This window comes from Haloferax sp. ATCC BAA-644 (assembly GCF_000336975.1).
Lineage (GTDB): Archaea > Halobacteriota > Halobacteria > Halobacteriales > Haloferacaceae > Haloferax > Haloferax volcanii.
Map to the genome: position 1 here is coordinate 1 of NZ_AOLF01000026.1, position 21,257 is coordinate 21,257.

Sequence of the window (21,257 nt, forward strand, 5' to 3'; positions counted from 1 at the left end):
TAGTTGCGGAGGCGGAGCCCGAAGGAGATGTTGTCGTAGACGTCCATGTGGGGGAACAGCGCGATGTTCTGGAACACCATCGCCACCCCGCGGTCCTTCGGCGGGAGGTTCGTCACCTCGCGGTCCCCGATGAACACCTTCCCCTCCGAGGGGATGGTCAGCCCCGCTATCATCTCCATGGTCGTCGACTTGCCGCACCCCGACGGACCGACGAGACAGATGAATTCTCCGTCGTCGATGTCGAGGTTCATGTCGTCGACCGCCGTTACGTCGTCGTAGTGCTTGCTTACGTGTTCGAGTGTTACGTCTCCCATGATTACTCCTTCAGCGCTCCTGCGGTCAGTCCACTCACGATGCGTTCCTGTGCGATGATGACAAGAATTGCCACGGGTAAGACACCCACGATGGAGGCGGCGGCCATCAGGTTGTACGGGGTGTCGAACTGCCCCTGATACTTCAGGATACCCGCGACGATGGGCGCCCACGAGTCGGCCTCGCCGTTGTTCATCAGGAACGAGAAGAAGAACTCGTTGTAGACGCTGATGAACGTGAGGACGCCCGCGGTCGCCACGCCGGGTGCCGAAAGCGGCACGATGACGCGGAACANCCCGCGCGGCGTCCTCCAACCCGTCGGGAATCTGCCCGTAGAAGGTCGTGAGGATGAATATCGACAGCGGCAGGAACAGCGCGCTGAACGGGAACACCATCGGTGCCGGCGTGTTGAACAGGTCCGGCGTCGATATCGTCACCATCCCGACGGTGAGCGAGGTGTTCCCGGTGAACAGCTCGAAAAGCGGGATGAGGAACGCCGCCGGCGGGAAGTAGCTGATGGCGAGGATGCCGAGCATCAGCACGCCCTTCCCGGGGAACCGGAGGCGGCCGAAGACGTACCCCGCGAGGCTGGCGATGAGCAACACGAGCACGGTGGTCGTGATGCCCAGCACGAAGCTGTTGAACATGTAGTAGTGGAACGGCACCCGTTCGAACATGGCGACGAACACCTGCGGGTTGAACCCGTTCGGCACGAGTCCCATGTCGGCGATGAGGTTGTTCGGCGTGAGCGCGAGCACCAGCAGCCAGTAGAACGGGAACAGCGTCGTGACGAGGAAGAACAGCATCGCCACGTAGAACATCGCGCGGTAGACCCGGTCGGGGTTCTTGATGGCCGAGTCGACCCAGCGGCCGAGCGGCCCGCGCTTCGTCTCGGGGTCGTCGGAGCCGATGCCGGCTCCCGGAGTTTCGTTGGACATCTCAGATTCCCTCGCTGGCGAAGTTCACGATGTACACCGAGACCACGACGGCGATGATGCCCGCGGTGACGAACGCCACGGTCGCCGAGGTCCCGTACAGCGGCGTGTTGAACGTCGTGACGACGAGACACGACAACGACGGGACCGTCTGACAGCCGGCCATGGTCTGGATGATGCCGTAGACGCGCATCGCGTCGATGGTGCGGAACAGCATCGCCACGAGCACCGTCGGCAGGATGAGCGGGAAGGTGATGAGCTTGAACTGCTGCCAGCGCGACGCGCCGGCGACCTTCGCCACGTCGTACAACGACCGGTCGATGCTCTGCATCCCCGCGAGGATGAGAAGCGCCATGAACGCCGAGGTCTTCCACACGTCGGCCACGATGATGAGGAACAGCGCGTCGGCGGTGTTCCGAAGCGGCGTCGTGCCGATGAGCCCGAGTTGGTTCAACAGCGCCGGGTTCTCGCTCGTGCCGACGAGGAAGCCGATGTTCGGCTGGAACATCAGATACCAGATCATCCCCTGGATGACGATGGGCACGGCCCACGGGATGATGATGGCGACGCGGACCCACCGCCGACCGCGGAAGTCCTGGTCTAAGATGAGCGCCTGACCGAAGCCGATGAGCGTTTCGAACAGCACGCTGAACACGGTGAAGATGAGCGTCACCGCGAGCGCGCTGGCGTAGATGTTCGTGACGAAGGGGAACTCCGAGGTGAACGTCGGGAGGAACTGCGACGGCAGCGCGTAGTTTCGCGCGCCGGAGAACAGGTCGACGTAGTTCTGCAGTCCGACGAACTCCCCGAGCCGCGCGCTCCCGGTCAACTGGTCTGCGAACAGCGACATGCTGAACGTCGAGACCAGCGGGTAGACGGCGATAACCCCCAAAAGGACGAGCGCGGGCGTCAAAAGCAGGTACGCGAACTGCGTCTCGGAAAGCGACTCCATCCAGTTGACGGCCGAGGCGTACGGGCCGCTTCTCCGGGTGTCGGAAAGTGTCTCCCCTGATTGTTGTTCGGTAGCCATGTCAAATGATAACGTGTGTGTTTGTCACGTCTCGGTAAAGACGTTGCTCTACGCGTTCTGCTCGATCTGTTCGAGCTGTGATGCGAGGTCGGACATCGCCTGTTCGGGGGATTTCTCCTGGGCGAACGTGGCGTTGACCTCCTGGGCGATGCGGCCGGACTGCTGCGGCCAGACGACGGAGACCGGGCGCGGAATCGCGTTCTCGCCGGCGACCTTCAGGGCGTCGAGGTAGCGGCCGATGATGGGCACCTCGGCGGCCTGGTCGGAGTCGAGAAGCGACGGGCGCGGCGGAATCCAGCCGATGATGCGGAACATATCGAGCTGGAACTGCTCGGTCTGCATCGTCCGAAGCACCTGCACCGCGGCCTGCTTCTGTTCGTCCGAAGAGTTGGGGTTCATCGTCATGTGCCAGCCGCCGAGGGCGGCGACGGGGCCGCCGGTGCCCTCGTACTGGGCCTCGTCGGCGGTGACGCCGTACGGAATCGGCATGACGCCGAGGTCCTCGCCGAAGCCGGTCTGGTCGTTTTCGTCCGAGGGCTCCGCGCCGTTGATGACGATGGAGTACGGCCAGTTGCGGTGCATGACCGCGTTGCCCGTCGTGAAGGGCTGGCGGGACGGGTCTTCGGTCCACTGGAGGACCGCCTCGGGCGAGATACCGCCCGTGATGCCGTCGAGGGCGTACTCGTCGTCCTCGCCGTGGATGAGCGTCCGGACCATCCGAATCGCGTTGATGACCGGCTCTTCTTCGACCGTGATGGGGCGGTCGCCGATGGGGCCGAACAGGTTCTCGCGGCCGCCGAAGTACGCGCCGCCGTACGAGGTCATGAACTCGTTGAAGTCACAGCACGACAGGCCCTCGTAGACATCCGCCTGGAACGTGAAGCCGTTCTCGATGTCCTCGTTGGCGTCGAGCGCCTCCCGCGTGATTCGCGAGAACTCCTCCCACGACATCGACTCGGTCGCCCACGTCGAGAAGTCGTCGTCGGTGTAGCCGGCGTTTCGAAGCAGGTCCTTTCGGTACTGAATCGTCGGGAAGTCGGGGAACAGCGGCTGTCCGTAGAGGTCGCCGTTCGGCCCCGTCGCCGTCGAGACGCTGGCCTCGAAGTACTCCTCTTCGATGGTCGAGGTCAGTTCCGACGGAAGCGACTGCGAGAGGTTCTGCAGTTGGTTGCGGGCGATGAACGGAATCGTCCACCCGCTGTCCATCATGAGCAGCGTCGGCTCCGAGCGACCGCCGGAGAGCCACTGCTGGTACTGCGCCTGCCGGTTGTCCGTCACCTGCGACCCCGCGAGGATGTCGATGGAGATGTTCTCCGGGAGGCCGGCGTCCCGAAGGGCCTGCACGACTTCCGCTTCCGCTTCCGCGACGCGGGTGTCGGCGGCCCACTGAAGCGTGATTTCTTCTGTGGTCTCCTCGGTGTTAATCGGCGTGTCGGTGTCGGCGTCGGTCTCGCCGTTCCCGCCGCCGTTGTCGTCACCGCCACCCGTACTGACGCAGCCTGCCAGCCCGACGGCGACGCCCGATGCGCCGGCCGCCTTCACAAAACTACGTCGAGAGACGCCAGTACGCTTGCCCTTGCGTGAGTCAGCATCAACCATTACAGTCTGTATTCTACAATTAGTGATTATTTATAGTTTTGGTGCTGGCCACTACCGGTGTTGTAGTAAACTACTTGATAATAGTATCTGCGCCCCGAAATTCAATCAATCCAATAATTGTAACAATCGTATATTATGATTATGGACTGAATGCTTAGTCCTTGTCCGGCGCGGGCCACCTCGGCGTCTTCGGGGCCTCGATTCGCTCGATGTCGTCGTCGCTCAGGTCCACGTCGAGCGCGCCGACGTTCTCTTCGAGGTGGTCGAGTCGGCGCGGGCCGATGATGGGCGCGTCCACGACGGGCTTGTGAAGCAGCCATGCGAGCGACACCTGCGCGGGCGTCGCCTCTTTCTCCTCGGCGAGCGCGCGAATCGCGTCGAGGACGGCCCAGTTCTCGTCGGTGAAGCGGTCCGACGTGTACTCGTCCGACTCAGCCCGCGTGCCCGCGGGCACCTCGGCGTCGCGCTCGTACTTGCCTGTGAGAAAGCCGCCCGCGAGCGGCGACCACGGGACGACGCCGACGCCCTCGCCCTCGCAGACCGGCAGCAGGTTCGCCTCCTCGTGGCGGTCAACCGCGTTGTACTCCGGCTGCATGCAGGCGAAGCGTTCGAGGTTCTCCACGTCGGCGGTGTACAGCGCCTTCGTGAACTGGTAGGCCGACATCGTGGACGCGCCGACGTAGCGGACGAGTCCCTCCTCGACGAGGTAGTCGAGCGCCGAGAGCGTCTCCTCGATGGGGACGCCGTCGTCCCAGCGGTGAATCTGGTAGAGGTCGATGTAGTCGGTACCGAGGCGGTCGAGGCTCGCGTGCGCCTGGTCGATGATGTGCTTGCGCGAGAGCCCCGATTTGTTCGGCCCGTCGCCCATCGGGAAGTAGACCTTCGTCGCGATGGCCAGTTCTCCGCGGTCGCGCTCGGCGATGGCCTCGCCGACGATTTCCTCCGACTCCCCGCGGGAGTAGGCGTTCGCCGTGTCGAGGAAGTTGATGCCGGCGTCGAGCGCGCTGTCGAGGAGGTCGAGGCTCGCCTGCCTGTCGTTCATCATCCACTCCGCGCTGGAGCCGAAGTTCATACAGCCGAGACAGAGCCGCGAGACTTCGAGGCCGGTGTCGCCCAGATAGGTGTATTCCATATCGGTCACACCAGTTCATACACGAACGTCAATGATAAGCATACGCACACCACGGACGTGAGAGAAACGACCACGGAGGCGCGGAGACGTAATCGCTTTACCCACGCCTCCGGAACCCGAGGTGTATGGACGGGCGCACACGCGAGTACCTCGAAGGTCGCTTCGGTGACTACTACCGGAGCACCGACGTTCCGCTCCCGCCCGCGCCGGGCGAGCGAGAGTGGGGCGTTATCCCGTGGTCGGCCGGCGGCACGCGGATGCACCGCCACCAGTCGCTGCTCGATCTCGGGGACCTCTCGGACTATCTCGCCCGCAGCGCCCCTCGACACGTCTACTTCTCGTCGGCCCGGTTTGCGGACCCCGGCGCGGGGTCGATGGACGACAAGGGCTGGCGCGAGGCGGACCTCGTCTTCGACATCGACGCGGACCACCTCCCCGGTATCGACCCCGAGACGACGGGGTACGCCGACATGCTCGACGCAGGCAAGGACGCCCTGTTGGACCTCCTCGACCTCCTCGAAGACGACTTCGACTTCGAGGAGCTGCAGGCGGTGTTCTCCGGCGGCCGCGGCTACCACGTCCACGTGCGCGACGAGTCGGTCCGCGGCCTCGACAGCGAGGCCCGCCGCGAAATCGTGGACTACATCCGCGCCATCGACCTCGACTTCGACGCGCTCATCGAGACGCGACAGCACGGAACGACGACCCAGCGCGTCCTCCGAACCGAAGGCGGGTGGGGACGGCGGACCCACCGGCGACTCCTCGACTTCGTGGACGCGCTGTTGGAGATGGAGGAGGACGCCGCGCTCTCGCGGTTGAAGGAACTCGACGGCATCGGCGACGGGCGCGCGAAGACGATTCTCGGCGCGTTCCGCAACAACCCCGACGCCGTCCGCGAGGGCAACGTCGAGGCCGGCGGCCCGGGCGTCCGGACGCTGGTCGAGGCGCTCGCACACGAGACCGTCGAGGACCAGACCTCACCGATAGACGAACCTGTGACGACCGACACGAAGCGGCTGATTCGCCTCCCCAAGAGCCTCCACGGCGGGTCGGGGCTCGTCGTCGAACCGCTCGACCGCGACGAAATCGACGACTTCGACCCCCTCTCGGACGCGGTCCCGGACCGCTTCCGCGGCCGCGACATCGCCGTGAAAGTAACCGACTCCGGCGAGGCCGAGTTCGACGGCGATAGCTTTACACTCGACTCCGGCGTGCAGTCGGTAGACGAGAGCCTCGGCGTGTTTCTCATGACTCGCGGTCGAGCCGAGAAGGTGACAGAATGAACGTGGACGACCTCAGGAGCGTGCTTCGGACGGAGCGACAGAAAGACAGCTTACAGCACCTCCGCGAGTCGTTTTACGAGGACGTCGCGGAGTTCATCGCCGAGCAGAAGGCGACACGCGAACAGAAGGCCGAACAGCTCGGCACCCACTACTCGCCGGAGATTCGGCGGCTCACGGACGAAATCGAGACGGCCGAGGAGGTCGTCACCTCCATCTACGAGCGCCGCGTCGGCAAGGTCGTCAAGGCCGCGAGCTTCGCGGCCGCGGGGATGTCCTCCGAGACGGACGGGCTGACCCGCGAGGAAAAGCGGCTGTTCGACGACCTCGTCGCCCGCATCGAGGAGAACCGCGGGACGGTGCTGTCCGCGCTCGAAGACGTGTCGGCCGCCGACTCCCCGCGGGGAGACGTTGCGGCGACCGACGTGACGACCGCGGAGCCGGACGCGCCCGGGGATTCCGGGCCCGCGACTCCGCCGGACGAACCCGACCCGGAGATCGCGCCGACCGCCTCCGGAACCGACGCCAGCGCTCCCGAGGCCGTCACCGGCGACTCGGCCGCGGGCGACGTGCTCGCGGACGCGATGGGCGGCGGAACCGGCGGCGACACCTCGAACGCGCAATCGACGCCCCAACCGGACGCCGACCGATCGGCCACCGAGGCCGCCGCGGTCTCCGGTGAGTCCGGGCCTTCGGACTCCGACGCTGCGAACTCCGGCTCTGCGGACTCCGACCCCGCGATTCCGCCGGACGAGCCAGACCCGGAGACCGCGGCTCCGTCGGCGGGCGACACCGACACGGTGGAACCCTCGGCCGACGACCCGCTTTCCGGCCTCGCCGACGAACGCGAGACGGTGCGCATCACCGCCGACGTGGGGACCATCCTCGGCGTCGACGAGCGCGAGTACGACCTCGCCACCGAGGACGTGGTGACGCTCCCGGCGGCCAACGCCGACCCGCTGGTCGAGCGCGGCGCGGCCGAGCGACTCGACTGAGAAAGACCCTTCTTTCCGCCGCCTGAACAGGTGGCCATGCTCGAACCCGGCGACGACGCCCCCGACTTCGAACTGCCCGACCAGCACGGCGACCTCGTCTCGCTGTCCGACTTCCGCGGCGAGCACGTCGTGGTCTACTTCTACCCGCGCGCCGACACGCCGGGCTGTACCACCGAGGCCTGCGGCTTCCGCGACTCGTGGGACGAGTTCGAGGAGCGCGACGCGACGGTCATCGGCATCAGCGACGACCCCGTCTCGGACCTCGATTCGTTCGCCGAGAAGTACGACCTCCCCTTCACGCTCCTGTCGGACGAAGACGGCAGCGTCTCCGCGACGTACGACTCCTACGGCGAAAAGAACATGTTCGGCAAGACGTTCGACGGCGTGTTCCGCAACTCCTACCTCGTCGGCCCCGACGGGACCGTCGAACGGGTCTACGAGGGCGTCTCGCCCGACGGCCACGCCGACGAAATCCTCGCCGACCTCGACGGCTGAGCGGGCGGCCGGCCACTCCGCGCTCCCTCGCGTCGGACTGACAACTACCGACCGAGTACATTCTTTACAAACGACGGGTGACACACCGCATTTCCGGTGAAATAAACGTAGAACTCGTTGATTATTTCGTATCCCGAGAACCGCGTACCACTACGTAGCAGTTGGGAGTGATATGAACGTGACGGTCGCGCCGTCGCGTCGGGTCTCCGGGTCGGAAGATAGCGCCGTCGCTCGGTGGCAGAGGCGTACTCGAAAAATACGTCTGGGCGGGCGCGACGAGGCGCTTACTGGAAGGTGCGACCGACTTCCGTCTCGCGGTCGCGTTCGACCTCGCTCTTCTGGAAGCGCTCTTCGATTTCCTCGTAGCGGCGGCGCACGTCGTCGGTGACGCTCGCGCCGATTTCGTCGAGGGCGTCCTCGAAGTGCTCCATCGTCACGCGGACGTTGCCGACGCTCTCGCCGATTTCCTCTTTCTCGACGCTCCGGATGAACTCGCGGGAGGCGTTCATCGACGCCTCGCGGGCGAGCGCTTCGAGGTCGGCGCCGACGTAGCCGTCGGTCTTGGACGCGACTCTATCAAGGTTCACGTCGTCCGCGAGCGGCTTGTTGCGGGTGTGCACGTCGAGGATGGCGCGGCGGGCGTCCTCGTCGGGGACGGGCACGTGGACGTGACGGTCGAGGCGACCGGGGCGCAGGAGCGCCGAGTCGATGAGGTCCGGCCGGTTGGTCGTCGCGATGACGACCACGTCTTCGAGCGCTTCGAGACCGTCGAGTTCGGTGAGCAGTTGGGAGACGACGCGCTCGGTGACGCCCGAACTCGACGAGTCGCGGCCGCGCTCGGTCGCGATGGAGTCGATTTCGTCGAAGAACACCACCGTCGGGGCGTTCTCGCGGGCCTTCTTGAACACCTCGCGGACGCCCTTTTCGGACTCACCGACGAACTTGTTCAGCAGTTCGGGGCCCTTGATGGAGATGAAGTTCGACTCCGCCTCGTTGGCGACGGCCTTCGCCAAGAGGGTCTTGCCGGTCCCCGGCGGGCCGTACATCAGGACGCCCTTGGCGGCGTCCATGTCCATCTGCTGGAACACCTCGGGGTATTCGAGGGGCCACTGGATGGTCTCGCGGAGGCGCTCCTTCGTGGGTTCGAGTCCGCCAACGTCCTCCCACGTCACGTCGGGCACCTCGACGAACACCTCGCGGAGCGCCGACGGCTCGATGCTCTTGAGCGCCTGTTTGAAGTCGTCTTCCGTGACTTTGAGGCCTTCGAGCACCTCGGCGTCTATCTCCTCGGCGTCGAGGTCGAGCTGCGGGCGGATGCGCCGCAGGGCGTGCATCGCTGACTCCTTGGCCAGCGATTCGAGGTCGGCCCCGACGAAACCGTGGGTGCTGTCGGCGTATTCGTCGAGGTCCACGTCGTCGGTCAGCGGCATGTTCCGCGTGTGGACCTGCATGATTTCCTTGCGGCCGTCGCGGTCCGGCACGCCGATTTCGATTTCGCGGTCGAACCGGCCGCCGCGGCGGAGCGCGTTGTCGATGGCGTCCACGCGGTTGGTCGCGCCGATGACGACGACCTCGCCGCGCTCGTCGAGGCCGTCCATGAGCGACAGCAGTTGGGCGACGACGCGGCGCTCCACGTCACCGCCGGCCTCGCTGCGCTTGGGCGCGATGGAGTCTATCTCGTCGATGAAGACGATGGCCGGCGAGTTCTCCGTCGCCTCCTCGAAGATTTCTCGGAGCTGCTCTTCGGACTCCCCGTAGTACTTCGACATGATCTCCGGCCCGGAGATGGTGTGGAACGAGGCGTCGATCTCGTTGGCGACGGCCTTGGCGATGAGAGTTTTCCCCGTCCCCGGCGGGCCGTGGAGGAGGACGCCTTTCGGCGGCTCGATACCGAGGCGCTTGAACAGCTCGGGGTGGCGCATCGGGAGTTCGATCATCTCCCGGACCTGTTCGAGCTCCTTGTCGAGGCCGCCGATGTCCTCGTAGGTGACCGAGGGACCGTCGCCGTCGCTCGGGGAGGCGTCCGAAATCTGTTCGGCGGGCTTCTGGCTCACCTGGAACTCGGTGTTGTCGGTGACGACGACGGTCCCGTCCGGGTCGGTCGACGCGATTTTGATGGGGACCGACTGGTTCGACGCGCTCATGAAGCCGAAGCCCAGCGGAAGCTGGACACTCTGTCCCTGCGCGACCGGCTGCCCCGAGAGCTTGTCGCGGATGTACGTCCCGATGTTGCCGCCGATGCGGAGGTTCTGCGGGAGCGCGATGGTGACGCGCTGTGCGGGCTTCACGTCCGCTTTCTCCACGTCCACGCGCTCGTCGATGCCGACGCCGGCCTGCTGGCGGAGGCGGCCGTCGATGCGGATGATGCCCGTGCCCTGGTCTTCGGGGTAGCCGGGCCAGACGCGGGCGATGGCGGTCCCGTCGTTCGGACCGTCGATGCGGATGAAATCCCCGCCTTCGAGGTCGAGTTCCGCGGCCGCGGCGCGGTCGATGGCGGCGAGTCCGCGGCCGGCGTCCTTCTGTTTGAGGGGTTTGACGATGAGTTTCATTTACTTGGTGAGGGTGATAGTGAGCACGCCGTTTCGAACCGCCACGTCGGCGTCGCCGCCGGCGGGGAGTTCGAACTCAGTCTCGGTCACGCGGTCGCCGGTGTCGGCCACGACGATGGCCGTCGACCCGACGATGTCCACGTCGACCTCGTCTTCCGAGAGACCCACGTCGGCCGCGATGACCCAGCTGTCTTCGTATTCGTACCGGCGAATGAACCGCTCGTTCCCGCCGGCGAACTGTTGCATGCTCATGGTAAGTCTAACCCAAGGTTAGCGTTTTGAATATATAACTCTTTCTCCGACGAATCGGGTGACGACACCGATATACCGAATTTCGGTTGAATTGCGGTTCACAGTCGCCACGCCTCACCGAGTAGTTCGCGGCGGAGTAACGTCAAACTAGTGGCCTCGGCAGTCGGCCGCCCGGTCGACCGACTCGCTCCGCCGCCGAAACTCGGTGCCGGCGTGGGGGTTTATTGGCTCGCGGCGACCAGTTTCGAGGTATGGAGACGGCTTCGGTGGACCACCACGGACGGGAGACAGCCTATCGACACCGCGACGCGGAGGGCGAGGGACCGACGCTCCTCTGCGTCCACGGCAGCGGCGGCGCACACGGCGTCTGGCGCGGCCAGTTCCGCCTCGCGAGCGACTACCCGGTCGCCGCACTGGACCTGAGCGGCCACGGCGACAGCGACGACGTGGACGCCGACGCCGGCTACGAGACGCTGTCGGCCTACGTCGACGACGTGGTCGCCGTGGCCGAGGAGACCGACGCGAGCGTCCTCGTCGGCAACTCGCTCGGCGGCGCGGTCGCGCTGACGCTCGCGCTCGAACGCGACCTCGACCTCGACGCGCTCGTCCTCGCGGGCACGGGCGCGAAACTCGCTGTGCTCTCGGACCTGTTGGACTGGCTCGAAAACGACTTCGACCGCGCCGTCTCCTTCCTCCACGGCGAGGACAAACTGTTCCACACCGACGACGAGCGCCTCGTCGAGGGCTCCAAAGAAGCGATGTACGACGCCGGACAGGCTGTCACCCGCCGCGACTTTCTGTCGTGTCACACCTTCGATGTCCGCGACGAGGTGAGCGAGATTTCGGTGCCGACGCTCGCGCTCGTCGGCGAATACGACCGCCTGACGCCGCCGTCGTACCACGAGTACCTCGCGGAGACGATGCCCGACGGCGAACTCGGGACCGTCGAAGACGCCGCGCATCTGGCGATGCTCGAACGGCCGGGGGCGTTCAACGAGGCCGTGAAAACGTTCCTCGACCACCGCGTCGCGTAGTTCGTCGCAAAATCGGTCGCAACCGAACGCGAGCGCGGGCGTCGAGAACCGAGCGCCCTCAGTACAGTTCGTCGAGGTCGTCTTCGACGTGGCTGTGTTCGTCGGCCGGGAACTCGCCGGCCTCGACGGCGTCCCGGTACGCGCCGACCGCCCGCTCCATCTCCGATTTCACGTCGCCGAACTGGGCCGCGAACGGCGGGGTGCGGTCGCTCATCCCGACCACGTCGTCGACGACGAGCACCTGCCCGTCGCAGTCGGGCCCCGCGCCGATGCCGATAGTCGGGATGTCGATGGCCGCCGTGACCTGTTTCGCGAGGTTCGCCGGGACGTGTTCGAGGACGAGCGAGAACGCGCCCGCCTCGGCGTGGGCCTTCGCGAGGTCGAGAATCTCCTGTGCGTCGTCGCGGTCGGTGCCCTGCCTGCCGTAGCCGACTTCCTTGACGCGCTGGGGGGTCAGCCCGAGGTGGGCCATCACGGGGATGCCGAGTCGGACGAGGTGTTCGGTCAACTCGACGGTGTGGGGACCGCACTCCAGTTTGACCGCGTCGGCGTCGGCCTCCTTGAGCATCCGGCCGCAGTGCTCGACGCTCGACGCCTCGTCCACGCCGACCGAGAGGAAGGGCATGTCCGCGACGACGAGGGCGTCGTCGGTCGCGCGCGCCACCGCGGCGGTTCGGCTCGCCACGTCCTCGACGGTCACCGGGAGCGTCGAGTCGTAGCCGAGCGCCGTGTTGCCCATGCTGTCGCCCACGAGGACGATGTCGATGCCCGCCTCGTCGACGACGCTCGCGGTCGGCGCGTCGTACGCCGTGAGCATCGTGATGGGCTCGCTACCAGCCTTCGCCCGAATGGACCGTACCGTGACCATGCGTGCCGTTCGCGCGTCCGGGTTATCAGCGTCACCCTTGCGCGCCGCCGACCGCGAGTCGCCGGGAGTCGCGTCGGCCCGCGCCGTCCCGCGCCGGTCGCCCCGACCTGCCCCCGAAGTAACACTTTACTTAGGAGAGCGCGCCTGTCCGAACGACGCATGCCCGCTTTATCACCCTCCGAGCGCCGCTCGTCCCGCGGCATCTCCCCGGTCGTCGGCGTCTCGCTTCTCGTCGTCATCGTCGTCCTCCTCGCCGCGATGGTCGGCGTGATGGTGATGGGGTTCGAAGACGTGCTCTCCGAGCCGCAACCGCAGGTGTCGTTCGACGTGGACTACCACCCCGACGGCGTCGACAACGGCGCGAACGGCGCGTACATCAACGTCACCCACGAGTTCGGGAGCATCGAAGACGGCAGTCAGGTGTTCGTCGTCGACGACGCCAACAACCGCATCGCGTGGGAGGACGTGTGGACCGGCGGCGAGCGGGTCGGTCCCGCCGGCGAGTACGCCCACATCGACGGAGCCGGCTCCGACAGCGCGCTCCGGCCCATCTGCGGGGCGGGCCAACACTACCGTGTTGTCATCGAACACGAGGACGGGTCGTCGAGCGTCCTCGTCGACTACGAGATTCCGACCGAGCCGACCGCGACGAACGCCGCCTGCTGAGCGCCCGGGGTCGCGAGTCGGGCGCGCCCCGCGAGCGGGAACCGGCACGCATTAGCCGTCGCCGTGATACTGCTACCCGTGCAACCAGTCGAGCGCTCGAATCCGGACGGCGTCGATTACGGGTGGGTCATGCAGATGACGTTCGTCACGACGATTCTCGTCGGCTCGCCCATCGTCGCGGTCCTCTCGATTAACGCCGGCCTCCAGACGTGGGGCGCGCGAGCCGAGTTCGCGGTTCGCGTCGGCGCAGTTATCTGGTTTCTGACCGCCGTCGCCCTGTTCATCTACGCCAAGCGGACCAACGCGGGCGACGGCGGGACGCCCCCCGAAGCGGAGTTGGACACCGACATCGACGCGGAAGACTGAGGCCGAGCAGCGGGCGAATGCGGGCAAACGAGAGGCCGCGCCCGCGGCGGCGACGGCGACCGCGGCGGCGCTCGCTCCCGGAAACTCTTTCACACGATACGGCGACGTTCTCGTATGATAGACGAGACCATCGAGGAGATTCGCGAGATGCAGACGCACAGCTCCTCGGTCGTCGCCGTCAAGGCCACGCGGGCGCTCGCGGAACTGACCGAGCGCGACTACGCGACCGTCGAGGAGTTCGAACGCGACCTCGAACGCAACGTCGGCGCGCTCAAGCGGGCGAACCCGTCGCACGCGTCGCTGTACAACGCCTTACAGGACGTGCTTCACAGCGTCCAAGGCGAAGTCGACGACCTCGACGAAGCGCGGGAACTCACGTTGGCGACCATCGACCGCGTGGTCGAAAACGTCGAGACAGGCAAGCGTCGCGCCGCCCAACAGGCGGCCGCGACCATCGAGGACGGCCAGACGTTCCTCACGCACGACTACTCATCGACGGTCATGGAGGCCGTCGAACTCGCCGTCGCCGACGGCGCGGAGCTCACCGCCTACGTGACGGAGGCCCGCCCGCGCTTCCTCGGCCGGAAGTTCGCGCGCGAACTCGCCGCCATCGACGACGTCGAGCCGCACCTGATGGTCGACGGCGCGTCCGGGATGTTCCTCCCGAGGTGCGACCGCGTCATCATCGGCATGGACTGCATCGTCGAGGAGACGCTCTACAACCGCATCGGGACGTTCCCGCTCGTCGCCGCCGCCAACGAGGTCGGCGTGCCGGTGACGGTCGTCGGTTCGGGCGCGAAAGTCGTCGACGGCGGCTTCCGCTTCGAAAACGAGATTCGCTCGCCGAGCGAGGTCATGCTCGAACCCGTCGAGGGCATCGAGTTGGAGAACCCCGCCTACGACGCCACGCCGGTCGACCTCATCGACGAGGTCATCACCGACGAGGGCGTCATCGAGTTCTGAGCGGGTGGCGACTCGCCCGCGATCCGATTCAGTCGCGTTCCGTTCGGCCCGTCAGCCGAGGCTGACCCACTCGCCGGCCGCGTCGGAGCGCTCGATGGCGTCGAGAATCGACTGGACCTCGTAGCCGTCCTCGAACGACGGCGAGAACTCGCCGCCGTCGGCGGCCGCCGACAGGAACTCGTAGTTCTCGTGGACGAACGTGTGTTCCCAGCCGAGGACGTGGCCCGGCGGCCACCAGTGGTCGAGGTAGGGGTCGTCCTCGTCGGTGACGAGTACCGTCTCGTAGCCGCGGGCGTCGCCGGTTTTCACCTCCAGTTCGTTGAGGCGTTCGAGCGAGAACTGCAGGCTTCCCTCGGAGCCGTGAATCTCGATGCTGTGGTCGTTCTTGTGGCCGTCAGCGAAGCGCGAGGCCTCGAAGCTCCCGAGCGCGCCGTTTTCGAACTCGGCCTGCGCGGTGTAGGCGTCGTCGACGGTGACGGGCCGGTACTCGTCCTCGCCGGGCACGGGTCGCTCGTCGACGAACGTCTGGAGATGCCCCGAGATGCGGTCGATGTCGCCGGCGCGGTCACCGACGAGGAACCGAACGAGGTCGATGGTGTGCGCGCCGAGGTCACCGAGCGCGCCGGAGCCGGCGGCGTCTTCGTCCATGCGCCACGTCCACGGCGCGTCGGAATCGACGAGCCAATCCTGCAAGTAGCGCCCGCGGACGTGTCGAATCTCGCCGAGTTCGCCGTTCTCGATGAGCTTCTTCGCGTACCGGATGGCAGGCACGAATCGGTAGTTGAACGCGCAGCCGGCGACGCCGTCGGCCGCGCGGGCGGCGTCGCGCATCGCCTCGGCCTCGTCGAGCGTCGGTGCGAGCGGCTTCTCGCAGAAGACGCTGGCACCGGCTTCGAGCGCGGCGATGGAGGGTTCGGCGTGGAGGTGGTTCGGGCCGAGGTTGTAGAACACGTCCACGTCGTCGACCACGTCGCGCCAGTCGGTTGCGGTCGATTCGAAGCCGAAGCGGTCGGCGGCGTCGGAAAGCGCCTCCTCGTCGCGGCCGACGATGACGGAGCGCTCCACGTCGGGCGCGTCGGGGAAGAACATCGGCAGGCGGGCGAGCGCGTTGGAGTGCGCCTTGCCCATAAAGCGGTAGCCGAGGACGCCGATAGAGAGCGGGTCAGTCATTGTGCCACCTCCGTGGCCGATGCAGTACCGCGAGCGAGGCCGGAGGCCGAGTCTCGCGGCGTTTTTTGGTCCAGATTTTTCCGGTGAGCGGGTCGCGGAGCGGCCCCGAACCGGAAAAAGGTGGGCCTGAATCGGGAGCCGAGGACGCCGATAGAGAGTTGTTCAGTCATTGGATTACTCCGCCCAGTAGGCGTCGCCCGGTTGCGTCTCGAAGACGGCGCGCGAGAGCACGTCGACGGCCTTTTCGAGGCCCTCCGTGGACGACGTGAGCGCGTCCTCGTGTTCGATGGAGAGCGCGCCCTCGTAGCCGACCATCCGGAGCGTCGAGACCACGTCCTTCCAGTGGCCCTCGTCGTGGCCGTAACCGATAGAGCGGAACAGCCACGAGCGGTCGGCGGTGTCCGCGTAGGAGGCCGTGTCGAGGACGCCCTTGATGCGCGACTCGGACTCGTAGACCTTCGTGTCCTTCGCGTGGAAGTGGTGGATGGCGTCCGCCTCGCCGAGGAACCGAATCGCGTCGGTGATGGAGATGTCCTGCCAGTAGAGGTGCGAGGGGTCGAAGTTCGCGCCGATGCGGTCGTTGGTCGCCTCGCGGAGCTTCAGCATCCCCGTCGGCTCGTAGACGAGCATGTTCGGGTGCATCTCGATGGCGATGTCGACGCCGTGGTCGTCCGCGAACGCGGCGAGGTCGGACCAGTAGTCGACGGCGACCTCCCACTGGTAGTCGTGGGCGTCGGCGTGCTCGGTCGGCCACGGCGCGGTAATCCAGTTCGGAACCTCGTCGTTCGGACCGCCGGCGGGGAGCCCCGAGAAACAGGTAACGGTGTTCGCGTCGAGGGCGTCCGCGAGTTCGATTGCCTCGCGGAGTTCGGTGTCCGCCTCGGCGGCCGTCTCCTCGATGGGATGCAGCGGGTTGTTGTGCGTCGCGAGCGCGCTGATTTGCAGGTCGCGACTCTCGACCGAATCGAGGAGGTCGGCCTGCGCGTCGTCGTCCGCGAGGACGGCGCTCCGGTCGACGTGATCCTCGCCGGGCCAGCCGCCGACGGCGAGTTCGACGCCGTCGACGCCGATGCCCGACAGGTAGTCGAGCGCGTCGTCGAGGGGTTCGTCTCCGAGCGGGACGGTGAGCACTCCGATGTACATATCAACCACATATACTAGGAAGTGAATAAAAATTAAGGATACGCGCAAGGGGAGCGAGGAGGGCGCTGGCGCTCTCGAATCGGCGTCGAACGCGACGATGTCGGTCGGTTACCGGCGGAGGAACTCCGAGAGCTTCTCTCTGAGGCCTGCTTCCTCGCCGAGTCGGAGGTAGAACGCGGCCCCGCCGTCCTCGTAGTAGTTCTCGATGCGGCGGCGGACCTCGAAGCCCATCCGCTCGTAGAAATCGAGGGCGTTCGTGTTCGTCGTCCGGGCGTGGCAGGTCACGACCGGATGTTCGTCCGCGACCTCGGCGACGAGGCGCTTGCCGTAGCCCTCGCCGCGGGCGTCGGGCGAGACCGCCAGAAAGAGGATGTAGCCGTCGCGCCGCGTGGAGGTGAACGCGACGAGCGCGTCGTTCTCGTAGAGGAGATACGTGTTCGACCGCCGGTAGGCGTCCATGAAAAATCCCCGTCGCTGCTTGAGGAGGCCCTCATCGACCCGAATCCGCTCTTTCAGGTCCCAGGCCGCCTCGGCGTACTCGCGCTGGCCGGGGGCGTCGACCCGCATCTCCACGTTGACGCTCACGTCCCGTCGTAGCCGGAGCGAGAATATAACTCCACCGTCCGTCAGAACGCCTGGTTGAGGCCGCCGCCGCCAGATTGGATAGTCGTTCGACACGAATCACCCGCGGACGACGGGGTGCGAGGCGCGCGCCCGCCGCCGACCGAAAGGACGAGGGTCGGCCGCGTCCGTCCCTTCGGTATGGGATTCACGCTCCGCGACCACACCGCCGACGTGGCCGTCGCGGCCGACGGCGAGAGCCTCGGTGCCGTCTTCGCCGCCGTCGCCGACGGCCTCACCGCCGCGATGTGCGACGACCCCGCCGAGACGGGCGACCGCTTTTCGGTTTCCGTCCGCGCGGAGGGCCGCGAGGCGCTGTTGTTCGACTACCTCGACCAACTCATCTACGAGCGCGACGTGCGGGGCGTCCTCCCCGCGGCCCACGAGGCGACCGTCCGGCGGGATGGCGACGAGTGGGTCGTCGAGGCGTCTGCACGGGGCGTCCCCTTCGCTGACGTGGACGCCCGCGACGTGAAAGCAGTCACCTACTCCGAGATGCGACTGGAAGCGACCGACGCCGGCTGGGAGGCGTACGTCGTCTTCGACGTGTGAGCCGTCGGCACCGACGGTCGCGCGGCCCGCCGCGGACGCTCGCGGCGTGACGGAATCCTATTGAGTCGCCGCGTCGATTGTCCGGGTATGGAAACGCGCGAGTTCGGCGACATCGAACTGCGACGAGTTCGCGAGCACGTCTGGGAGATTCCGCGGGAGGGCGAGATGAACGCCCCCGCGCGGGTGCTGGCCTCCGAGGCGCTGCTCGACCACATCGGCGACGACAAGACGCTCGAACAGCTGCGGAACGCAACGCACCTGCCGGGTATCGCCAACCACGCCATCTGCATGCCCGACGGTCACCAGGGCTACGGCTTCCCCGTCGGCGGCGTCGGCGCGACCGACGCCACGGACGGCTGTCTCTCCCCCGGCGCGGTCGGCTACGACATCAACTGCGGCGTCCGCATGATGACGACGAACCTCACCTACGAGGACCTCAAGGGCCACGAGGAGGAGCTCGTGGACGCCCTGTTCGAGGCCGTTCCCTCGGGACTCGGCGGCGGAGGCGTCGTCAAGGGCGACGCCGAGACCATCGAAGACATCCTCGCGCGCGGGATGCGCTGGGCGGTCGACGCCGGTTACGCCACGGAGGACGACCTCGCCCACTGCGAGGACGAAGGCTTCCGCGACGACGCCCGCCCCGAGTTCGTCTCCCAGAAGGCGAAGGACCGCGGCCGCAACCAAATCGGCAGTCTCGGCTCCGGCAACCACTTCCTCGAAGTCCAGCGCGTCACGGACGTCTACCGCGACGACGTGGCCGAGTCGTTCGGCCTCGAAGCCGACCAAATCGTCGTCCTCATCCACTGCGGCTCCCGCGGCCTCGGCCACCAGACCTGTACGGACTATCTCCGGCGCATCGAGAAGGAGCACAAAGACCTGCTCGACGACCTGCCGGACAAGGAACTCGCGGCCGCGCCCGCCGGCTCCGAACTCGCAGAGGAGTACTACGGCGCGATGTGCGCCGCCATCAACTTCGCGTGGGTGAACCGACAGCTCATCATGCACCGCACGCGCGAGGTGTTCGCCGACGTGTTCGACCGCGACTGGCGCGACATGGAGATGCGCCTCTTGTACGACGTGGCGCACAACATCGCCAAGAAGGAGGTCCACGAGGTCGACGGCGAGGAGCGCGAACTCTACGTCCACCGGAAGGGCGCGACCAGAGCGTTCCCCGCGGGCCGGCCCGAACTCCCGCCCGCCTACGCCGACGTGGGCCAGCCGGTCATCATTCCCGGGAGCATGGGCGCGGGGAGCTACGTCCTCCGCGGCGGCGACCGGTCGCTCGACCTCACCTTCGGCTCGACGGCCCACGGCGCGGGCCGGCTCATGAGCCGAACGAAGGCGAAACAGGAGTACTGGGGCGAGACGGTGCAGGACGAGCTCCGCGAGCAGGAGAAGATATACGTGAAAGCCCAGTCGGGCGCGACGGTCGCAGAAGAAGCGCCGGGCGTCTACAAGGACGTAGACGAGGTCGTCCGCGTCTCCGACGAGTTGGGCATCGGCGACAAGGTCGCGCGGACGTTCCCCGTCTGCAACATCAAAGGCTGAGCTCCCACCTCGACTCACGCCGCCCCGCGTTCGCGGCTCAGGCGGCCGTCGTTCCGACCGCGCGGCGCTTGTAGAAGTAGTACGCGAGCGCCGCGAGGCCGACGAACACCGCGGTCACGCCGTCGCCGACCGCGCCGCCGGAGAGGAAGGCAGAGACGACGCTTCCGAGGCCGATAGCGAGCACGAGCAGGCCGCCGCCGAGAATCCACGCCCGCGAGTCGCGGCCGACCTCGTCGTAGTGGCCGCTTTCGATGAGCGCCATCTCCTTTCTGTGTTCGAGGTAGACCACCGCGCCGGCGAACGCGAAGATGACGACGGCGAGGACGACGAACGGCGCGAAGAACAGCACATCGCCGACGCCAAACGACTGGATGGGAACCATGACGGATAGTCGACGCGTGAGCTATTGAATATCGCTGTCAAGGGGGCGTACGACGCCGAAACCCCGACGCGGAGCGACGAGTGCGCGAGTCGCGGCCGAAGACTCAGAACCCGCCGGGACCGCGCGGCCCCGCATCCGGTCCTCGCGGGCCGGACGGCCCCGAGGGGCCGCGTCCGCCGATGACGACGTAGTCGCTCTCGGGCACCGCCTCGACCTCGCGGCCGTCCTCGTATCTGACGAACGAGAGGTAGAACTCGCGGCCGCAGGGCGACGCCAATCCGGGCTGTTCCACGTCGTCCGCGTCGACCACGTCGCCGGTCCACGACAGGGGTGAGTCGACCTCACTCGCACCCGCGTTCTCATCCGCGCCCTCGCCGCAGACGAACCGGACGCCCTCGGCGTCTTCGAAGTCGTCAGTCGGGTCGGCGTACGCCCAGCCTTCGAGGGGGTACGGCGTCACCGACTTGTCGGCCAGATAGCCGTCGCGTTCGAGTTCGACGACCGCGCCGCAGTGCGGACAGTAGTACGAGACGGGGAATCCCATGGGTGAGCGTAGGACTCTGCGGGCTTAACGCCCGCGCCGGAACGGAGGTTTATGGCCGATGCCGCGACCAGCGTCCCCGTGCGCTGAGCATCGCCGCCGGGCGGGACGCGGGAGCGCGGCACGCCGCCCGGCGGAGCGGCCGTGCCGCCTGTTCGCCCCTGTTTCTGACGGGCTTCCGGCCGCCCGGCTCTCGTCTCAGACGCCGGCGGGACCGCCATCGACGTATCTGAAGGCGACGCCGGCGCGGTCGGCCGTCACCTCGTCGCGGGCCGAGTCGCCAACGAACACGGCCGAGTCGGGGTCGACCGCCATGCGTTCGAGCGTCGTGAGCAACGGCTCCGGGTCGGGCTTGCGCGTCTCCACGCTGTCGCGGCCGACGACGGCGTCGACGTGGTCCGAAAGGTCGTGCACGTCGAGCGCGACCCGGCAGGCGTCCTCGGCGTTGAGCGAGCAGACGCCGGAGGGAACGCCGTCCCCGGCGAGGTGGTCCGCGAGGGGAAGGCGGTCGGAGGCCCACGCGCCCTCGCGCTCGTGTGCCGCGAGCTCTCGCTCTAGTTCGTCGCGGACGCCGGCGTCGTCGGCCGCGTCGAGCATCTTCCAGAGGTCCAGCGAGTCGGCGTCGACGCCGGCGTTCCGTAGGACGGCCGCGGCGTCGCTGGCGGCGTCGTTCCAGTCGACGCGGAGGTCGACGAGCGTCCCGTCGAGGTCGTAGACGACCGCGTCGAACGCCGAGAGGTCGGGGAGCGTCATTGCCCGCAGTAGGGCACCGCGGGGAAAAGACGCTTCGGGCGAAGGCCTATACGAGACCCCGGCGTCGCTTC

General features: G+C 67.0%; 22 protein-coding genes and 1 pseudogene. 9 read left to right on the forward strand and 14 right to left on the reverse strand.

Annotated features, from left to right (window positions below; genetic code table 11):
• From C458_RS12055 to C458_RS12075, 5 genes and pseudogenes are all read right to left on the reverse strand, one after another.
• On the reverse strand, window positions 1-314 hold a 314-nt coding region (locus C458_RS12055; protein WP_008576045.1), incomplete at its 3' end, for an ABC transporter ATP-binding protein.
• A gap of 2 nt (window positions 315-316) precedes the next feature.
• A pseudogene (locus tag C458_RS12060) lies at window positions 317-1,250 on the reverse strand (carbohydrate ABC transporter permease).
• 1 nt (window position 1,251) lies between these two features.
• Window positions 1,252-2,199 (reverse strand): carbohydrate ABC transporter permease, encoded by a 948-nt coding sequence (locus tag C458_RS12065; RefSeq protein WP_004061442.1) that lies wholly within the window; start codon window positions 2,197-2,199, stop codon window positions 1,252-1,254.
• Window positions 2,200-2,325: 126 nt separating this feature from the next.
• Complete coding sequence (locus C458_RS12070; RefSeq protein WP_115802824.1) at window positions 2,326-3,876, reverse strand: substrate-binding domain-containing protein; 1,551 nt, start codon at window positions 3,874-3,876, stop codon at window positions 2,326-2,328.
• 154 nt (window positions 3,877-4,030) lie between these two features.
• Window positions 4,031-5,008, reverse strand: a complete 978-nt coding sequence (locus C458_RS12075; RefSeq protein WP_008576049.1) for an aldo/keto reductase — start codon at window positions 5,006-5,008, stop codon at window positions 4,031-4,033.
• 125 nt (window positions 5,009-5,133) lie between these two features.
• Between C458_RS12075 and priS the strand changes: the two genes are divergently transcribed.
• The 3 genes from priS to bcp are packed head-to-tail and all read left to right on the forward strand — an operon-like array spanning window position 5,134 to window position 7,778.
• Entirely contained in the window at window positions 5,134-6,291 is a 1,158-nt protein-coding gene (priS, locus tag C458_RS12080) for a DNA primase small subunit PriS (protein WP_008576050.1), read from the forward strand.
• A complete protein-coding gene (locus C458_RS12085; RefSeq protein WP_008576052.1) occupies window positions 6,288-7,283 on the forward strand; it encodes a DNA replication factor GINS in 996 nt (331 codons plus the stop codon). The genes priS and C458_RS12085 overlap by 4 nt, the downstream gene beginning before the upstream one ends.
• A 36-nt stretch (window positions 7,284-7,319) precedes the next feature.
• Complete coding sequence (gene bcp / locus C458_RS12090) at window positions 7,320-7,778, forward strand: thioredoxin-dependent thiol peroxidase (RefSeq protein WP_008576053.1); 459 nt, start codon at window positions 7,320-7,322, stop codon at window positions 7,776-7,778.
• A 284-nt stretch (window positions 7,779-8,062) separates the two neighbouring features.
• On the opposite strand, the gene C458_RS12095 is transcribed toward bcp, so the two are convergent.
• Together C458_RS12095 and C458_RS12100 are read right to left on the reverse strand one after the other, a co-directional pair.
• Window positions 8,063-10,327 (reverse strand): CDC48 family AAA ATPase, encoded by a 2,265-nt coding sequence (locus C458_RS12095; RefSeq protein WP_008576054.1) that lies wholly within the window; start codon window positions 10,325-10,327, stop codon window positions 8,063-8,065.
• On the reverse strand, window positions 10,328-10,579 hold the full coding sequence (locus tag C458_RS12100) for an Hsp20/alpha crystallin family protein (protein WP_004042888.1): 252 nt from the start codon (window positions 10,577-10,579) through the stop codon (window positions 10,328-10,330).
• A gap of 251 nt (window positions 10,580-10,830) precedes the next feature.
• On the opposite strand from C458_RS12100, the gene C458_RS12105 reads away from it, so the two are divergent.
• Window positions 10,831-11,613 (forward strand): alpha/beta fold hydrolase, encoded by a 783-nt coding sequence (locus C458_RS12105; RefSeq protein ID WP_008576055.1) that lies wholly within the window; start codon window positions 10,831-10,833, stop codon window positions 11,611-11,613.
• Window positions 11,614-11,671: 58 nt separating this feature from the next.
• Here the strand turns inward: C458_RS12105 and panB are convergent, their stop codons facing one another.
• On the reverse strand, window positions 11,672-12,481 hold the full coding sequence (panB, locus tag C458_RS12110) for a 3-methyl-2-oxobutanoate hydroxymethyltransferase (protein ID WP_008576056.1): 810 nt from the start codon (window positions 12,479-12,481) through the stop codon (window positions 11,672-11,674).
• A gap of 159 nt (window positions 12,482-12,640) precedes the next feature.
• Between panB and C458_RS12115 the strand changes: the two genes are divergently transcribed.
• From C458_RS12115 to C458_RS12125, 3 genes are all read left to right on the forward strand, one after another.
• Complete coding sequence (locus tag C458_RS12115; protein ID WP_008576057.1) at window positions 12,641-13,147, forward strand: type IV pilin; 507 nt, start codon at window positions 12,641-12,643, stop codon at window positions 13,145-13,147.
• A gap of 129 nt (window positions 13,148-13,276) precedes the next feature.
• Complete coding sequence (locus C458_RS12120; protein ID WP_008580359.1) at window positions 13,277-13,513, forward strand: DUF5822 domain-containing protein; 237 nt, start codon at window positions 13,277-13,279, stop codon at window positions 13,511-13,513.
• A 114-nt stretch (window positions 13,514-13,627) separates the two neighbouring features.
• Window positions 13,628-14,476, forward strand: coding sequence for a translation initiation factor eIF-2B (locus tag C458_RS12125; protein WP_008576059.1), 849 nt, complete (start codon window positions 13,628-13,630; stop codon window positions 14,474-14,476).
• A gap of 51 nt (window positions 14,477-14,527) precedes the next feature.
• Here C458_RS12125 and C458_RS12130 read toward each other — a convergent pair whose 3' ends face one another.
• The 3 genes from C458_RS12130 to C458_RS12140 form a co-directional block, all read right to left on the reverse strand.
• Window positions 14,528-15,646, reverse strand: coding sequence for a Gfo/Idh/MocA family protein (locus C458_RS12130; RefSeq protein WP_008576060.1), 1,119 nt, complete (start codon window positions 15,644-15,646; stop codon window positions 14,528-14,530).
• Window positions 15,647-15,820: 174 nt separating this feature from the next.
• Window positions 15,821-16,789, reverse strand: a complete 969-nt coding sequence (locus C458_RS12135) for a sugar phosphate isomerase/epimerase (protein ID WP_008576061.1) — start codon at window positions 16,787-16,789, stop codon at window positions 15,821-15,823.
• Window positions 16,790-16,897: 108 nt separating this feature from the next.
• Window positions 16,898-17,374, reverse strand: coding sequence for an N-acetyltransferase (locus C458_RS12140; RefSeq protein WP_008576063.1), 477 nt, complete (start codon window positions 17,372-17,374; stop codon window positions 16,898-16,900).
• Window positions 17,375-17,551: 177 nt separating this feature from the next.
• On the opposite strand from C458_RS12140, the gene C458_RS12145 reads away from it, so the two are divergent.
• A complete protein-coding gene (locus tag C458_RS12145) occupies window positions 17,552-17,962 on the forward strand; it encodes an archease (protein WP_008576065.1) in 411 nt (136 codons plus the stop codon).
• 87 nt (window positions 17,963-18,049) lie between these two features.
• Window positions 18,050-19,510 carry an RtcB family protein gene (locus tag C458_RS12150; protein ID WP_008576067.1) on the forward strand — a complete coding sequence of 487 codons (1,461 nt, stop codon included), beginning with the start codon at window positions 18,050-18,052 and terminating at the stop codon, window positions 19,508-19,510.
• Between the two features lie 37 nt (window positions 19,511-19,547).
• Here C458_RS12150 and C458_RS12155 read toward each other — a convergent pair whose 3' ends face one another.
• The 3 genes from C458_RS12155 to C458_RS12165 all read right to left on the reverse strand — a co-directional run bounded on the left by C458_RS12155 (window position 19,548) and on the right by C458_RS12165 (window position 21,186).
• Window positions 19,548-19,892 (reverse strand): hypothetical protein, encoded by a 345-nt coding sequence (locus C458_RS12155; protein ID WP_008576068.1) that lies wholly within the window; start codon window positions 19,890-19,892, stop codon window positions 19,548-19,550.
• Between the two features lie 103 nt (window positions 19,893-19,995).
• On the reverse strand, window positions 19,996-20,436 hold the full coding sequence (locus tag C458_RS12160) for a hypothetical protein (RefSeq protein ID WP_008576069.1): 441 nt from the start codon (window positions 20,434-20,436) through the stop codon (window positions 19,996-19,998).
• A 195-nt stretch (window positions 20,437-20,631) separates the two neighbouring features.
• The gene (locus tag C458_RS12165; RefSeq protein ID WP_008576070.1) at window positions 20,632-21,186 is read right to left on the reverse strand and encodes an HAD family hydrolase; all 555 of its coding nucleotides are present in this window, start codon (window positions 21,184-21,186) and stop codon (window positions 20,632-20,634) included.
• Window positions 21,187-21,257: the final 71 nt, after the last annotated feature.

Coding starts and splice junctions, on each gene's coding strand:
- C458_RS12165 (WP_008576070.1), bottom strand. CDS start 21,186: ATGACGCTCCCCGACCTCTCGGCGTTCGACGCGGTCGTCTACGACCTC.
- C458_RS12095 (WP_008576054.1), bottom strand. CDS start 10,327: ATGAAACTCATCGTCAAACCCCTCAAACAGAAGGACGCCGGCCGCGGA.
- C458_RS12120 (WP_008580359.1), top strand. CDS start 13,277: ATGCAGATGACGTTCGTCACGACGATTCTCGTCGGCTCGCCCATCGTC.
- C458_RS12075 (WP_008576049.1), bottom strand. CDS start 5,008: ATGGAATACACCTATCTGGGCGACACCGGCCTCGAAGTCTCGCGGCTC.
- priS (WP_008576050.1), top strand. CDS start 5,134: ATGGACGGGCGCACACGCGAGTACCTCGAAGGTCGCTTCGGTGACTAC.
- C458_RS12085 (WP_008576052.1), top strand. CDS start 6,288: ATGAACGTGGACGACCTCAGGAGCGTGCTTCGGACGGAGCGACAGAAA.
- C458_RS12150 (WP_008576067.1), top strand. CDS start 18,050: ATGGAAACGCGCGAGTTCGGCGACATCGAACTGCGACGAGTTCGCGAG.
- C458_RS12115 (WP_008576057.1), top strand. CDS start 12,641: ATGCCCGCTTTATCACCCTCCGAGCGCCGCTCGTCCCGCGGCATCTCC.
- C458_RS12125 (WP_008576059.1), top strand. CDS start 13,628: ATGATAGACGAGACCATCGAGGAGATTCGCGAGATGCAGACGCACAGC.
- C458_RS12100 (WP_004042888.1), bottom strand. CDS start 10,579: ATGAGCATGCAACAGTTCGCCGGCGGGAACGAGCGGTTCATTCGCCGG.
- bcp (WP_008576053.1), top strand. CDS start 7,320: ATGCTCGAACCCGGCGACGACGCCCCCGACTTCGAACTGCCCGACCAG.
- C458_RS12155 (WP_008576068.1), bottom strand. CDS start 19,892: ATGGTTCCCATCCAGTCGTTTGGCGTCGGCGATGTGCTGTTCTTCGCG.
- C458_RS12130 (WP_008576060.1), bottom strand. CDS start 15,646: ATGACTGACCCGCTCTCTATCGGCGTCCTCGGCTACCGCTTTATGGGC.
- C458_RS12160 (WP_008576069.1), bottom strand. CDS start 20,436: ATGGGATTCCCCGTCTCGTACTACTGTCCGCACTGCGGCGCGGTCGTC.
- panB (WP_008576056.1), bottom strand. CDS start 12,481: ATGGTCACGGTACGGTCCATTCGGGCGAAGGCTGGTAGCGAGCCCATC.
- C458_RS12065 (WP_004061442.1), bottom strand. CDS start 2,199: ATGGAGTCGCTTTCCGAGACGCAGTTCGCGTACCTGCTTTTGACGCCC.
- C458_RS12145 (WP_008576065.1), top strand. CDS start 17,552: ATGGGATTCACGCTCCGCGACCACACCGCCGACGTGGCCGTCGCGGCC.
- C458_RS12070 (WP_115802824.1), bottom strand. CDS start 3,876: ATGGTTGATGCTGACTCACGCAAGGGCAAGCGTACTGGCGTCTCTCGA.
- C458_RS12105 (WP_008576055.1), top strand. CDS start 10,831: ATGGAGACGGCTTCGGTGGACCACCACGGACGGGAGACAGCCTATCGA.
- C458_RS12135 (WP_008576061.1), bottom strand. CDS start 16,789: ATGTACATCGGAGTGCTCACCGTCCCGCTCGGAGACGAACCCCTCGAC.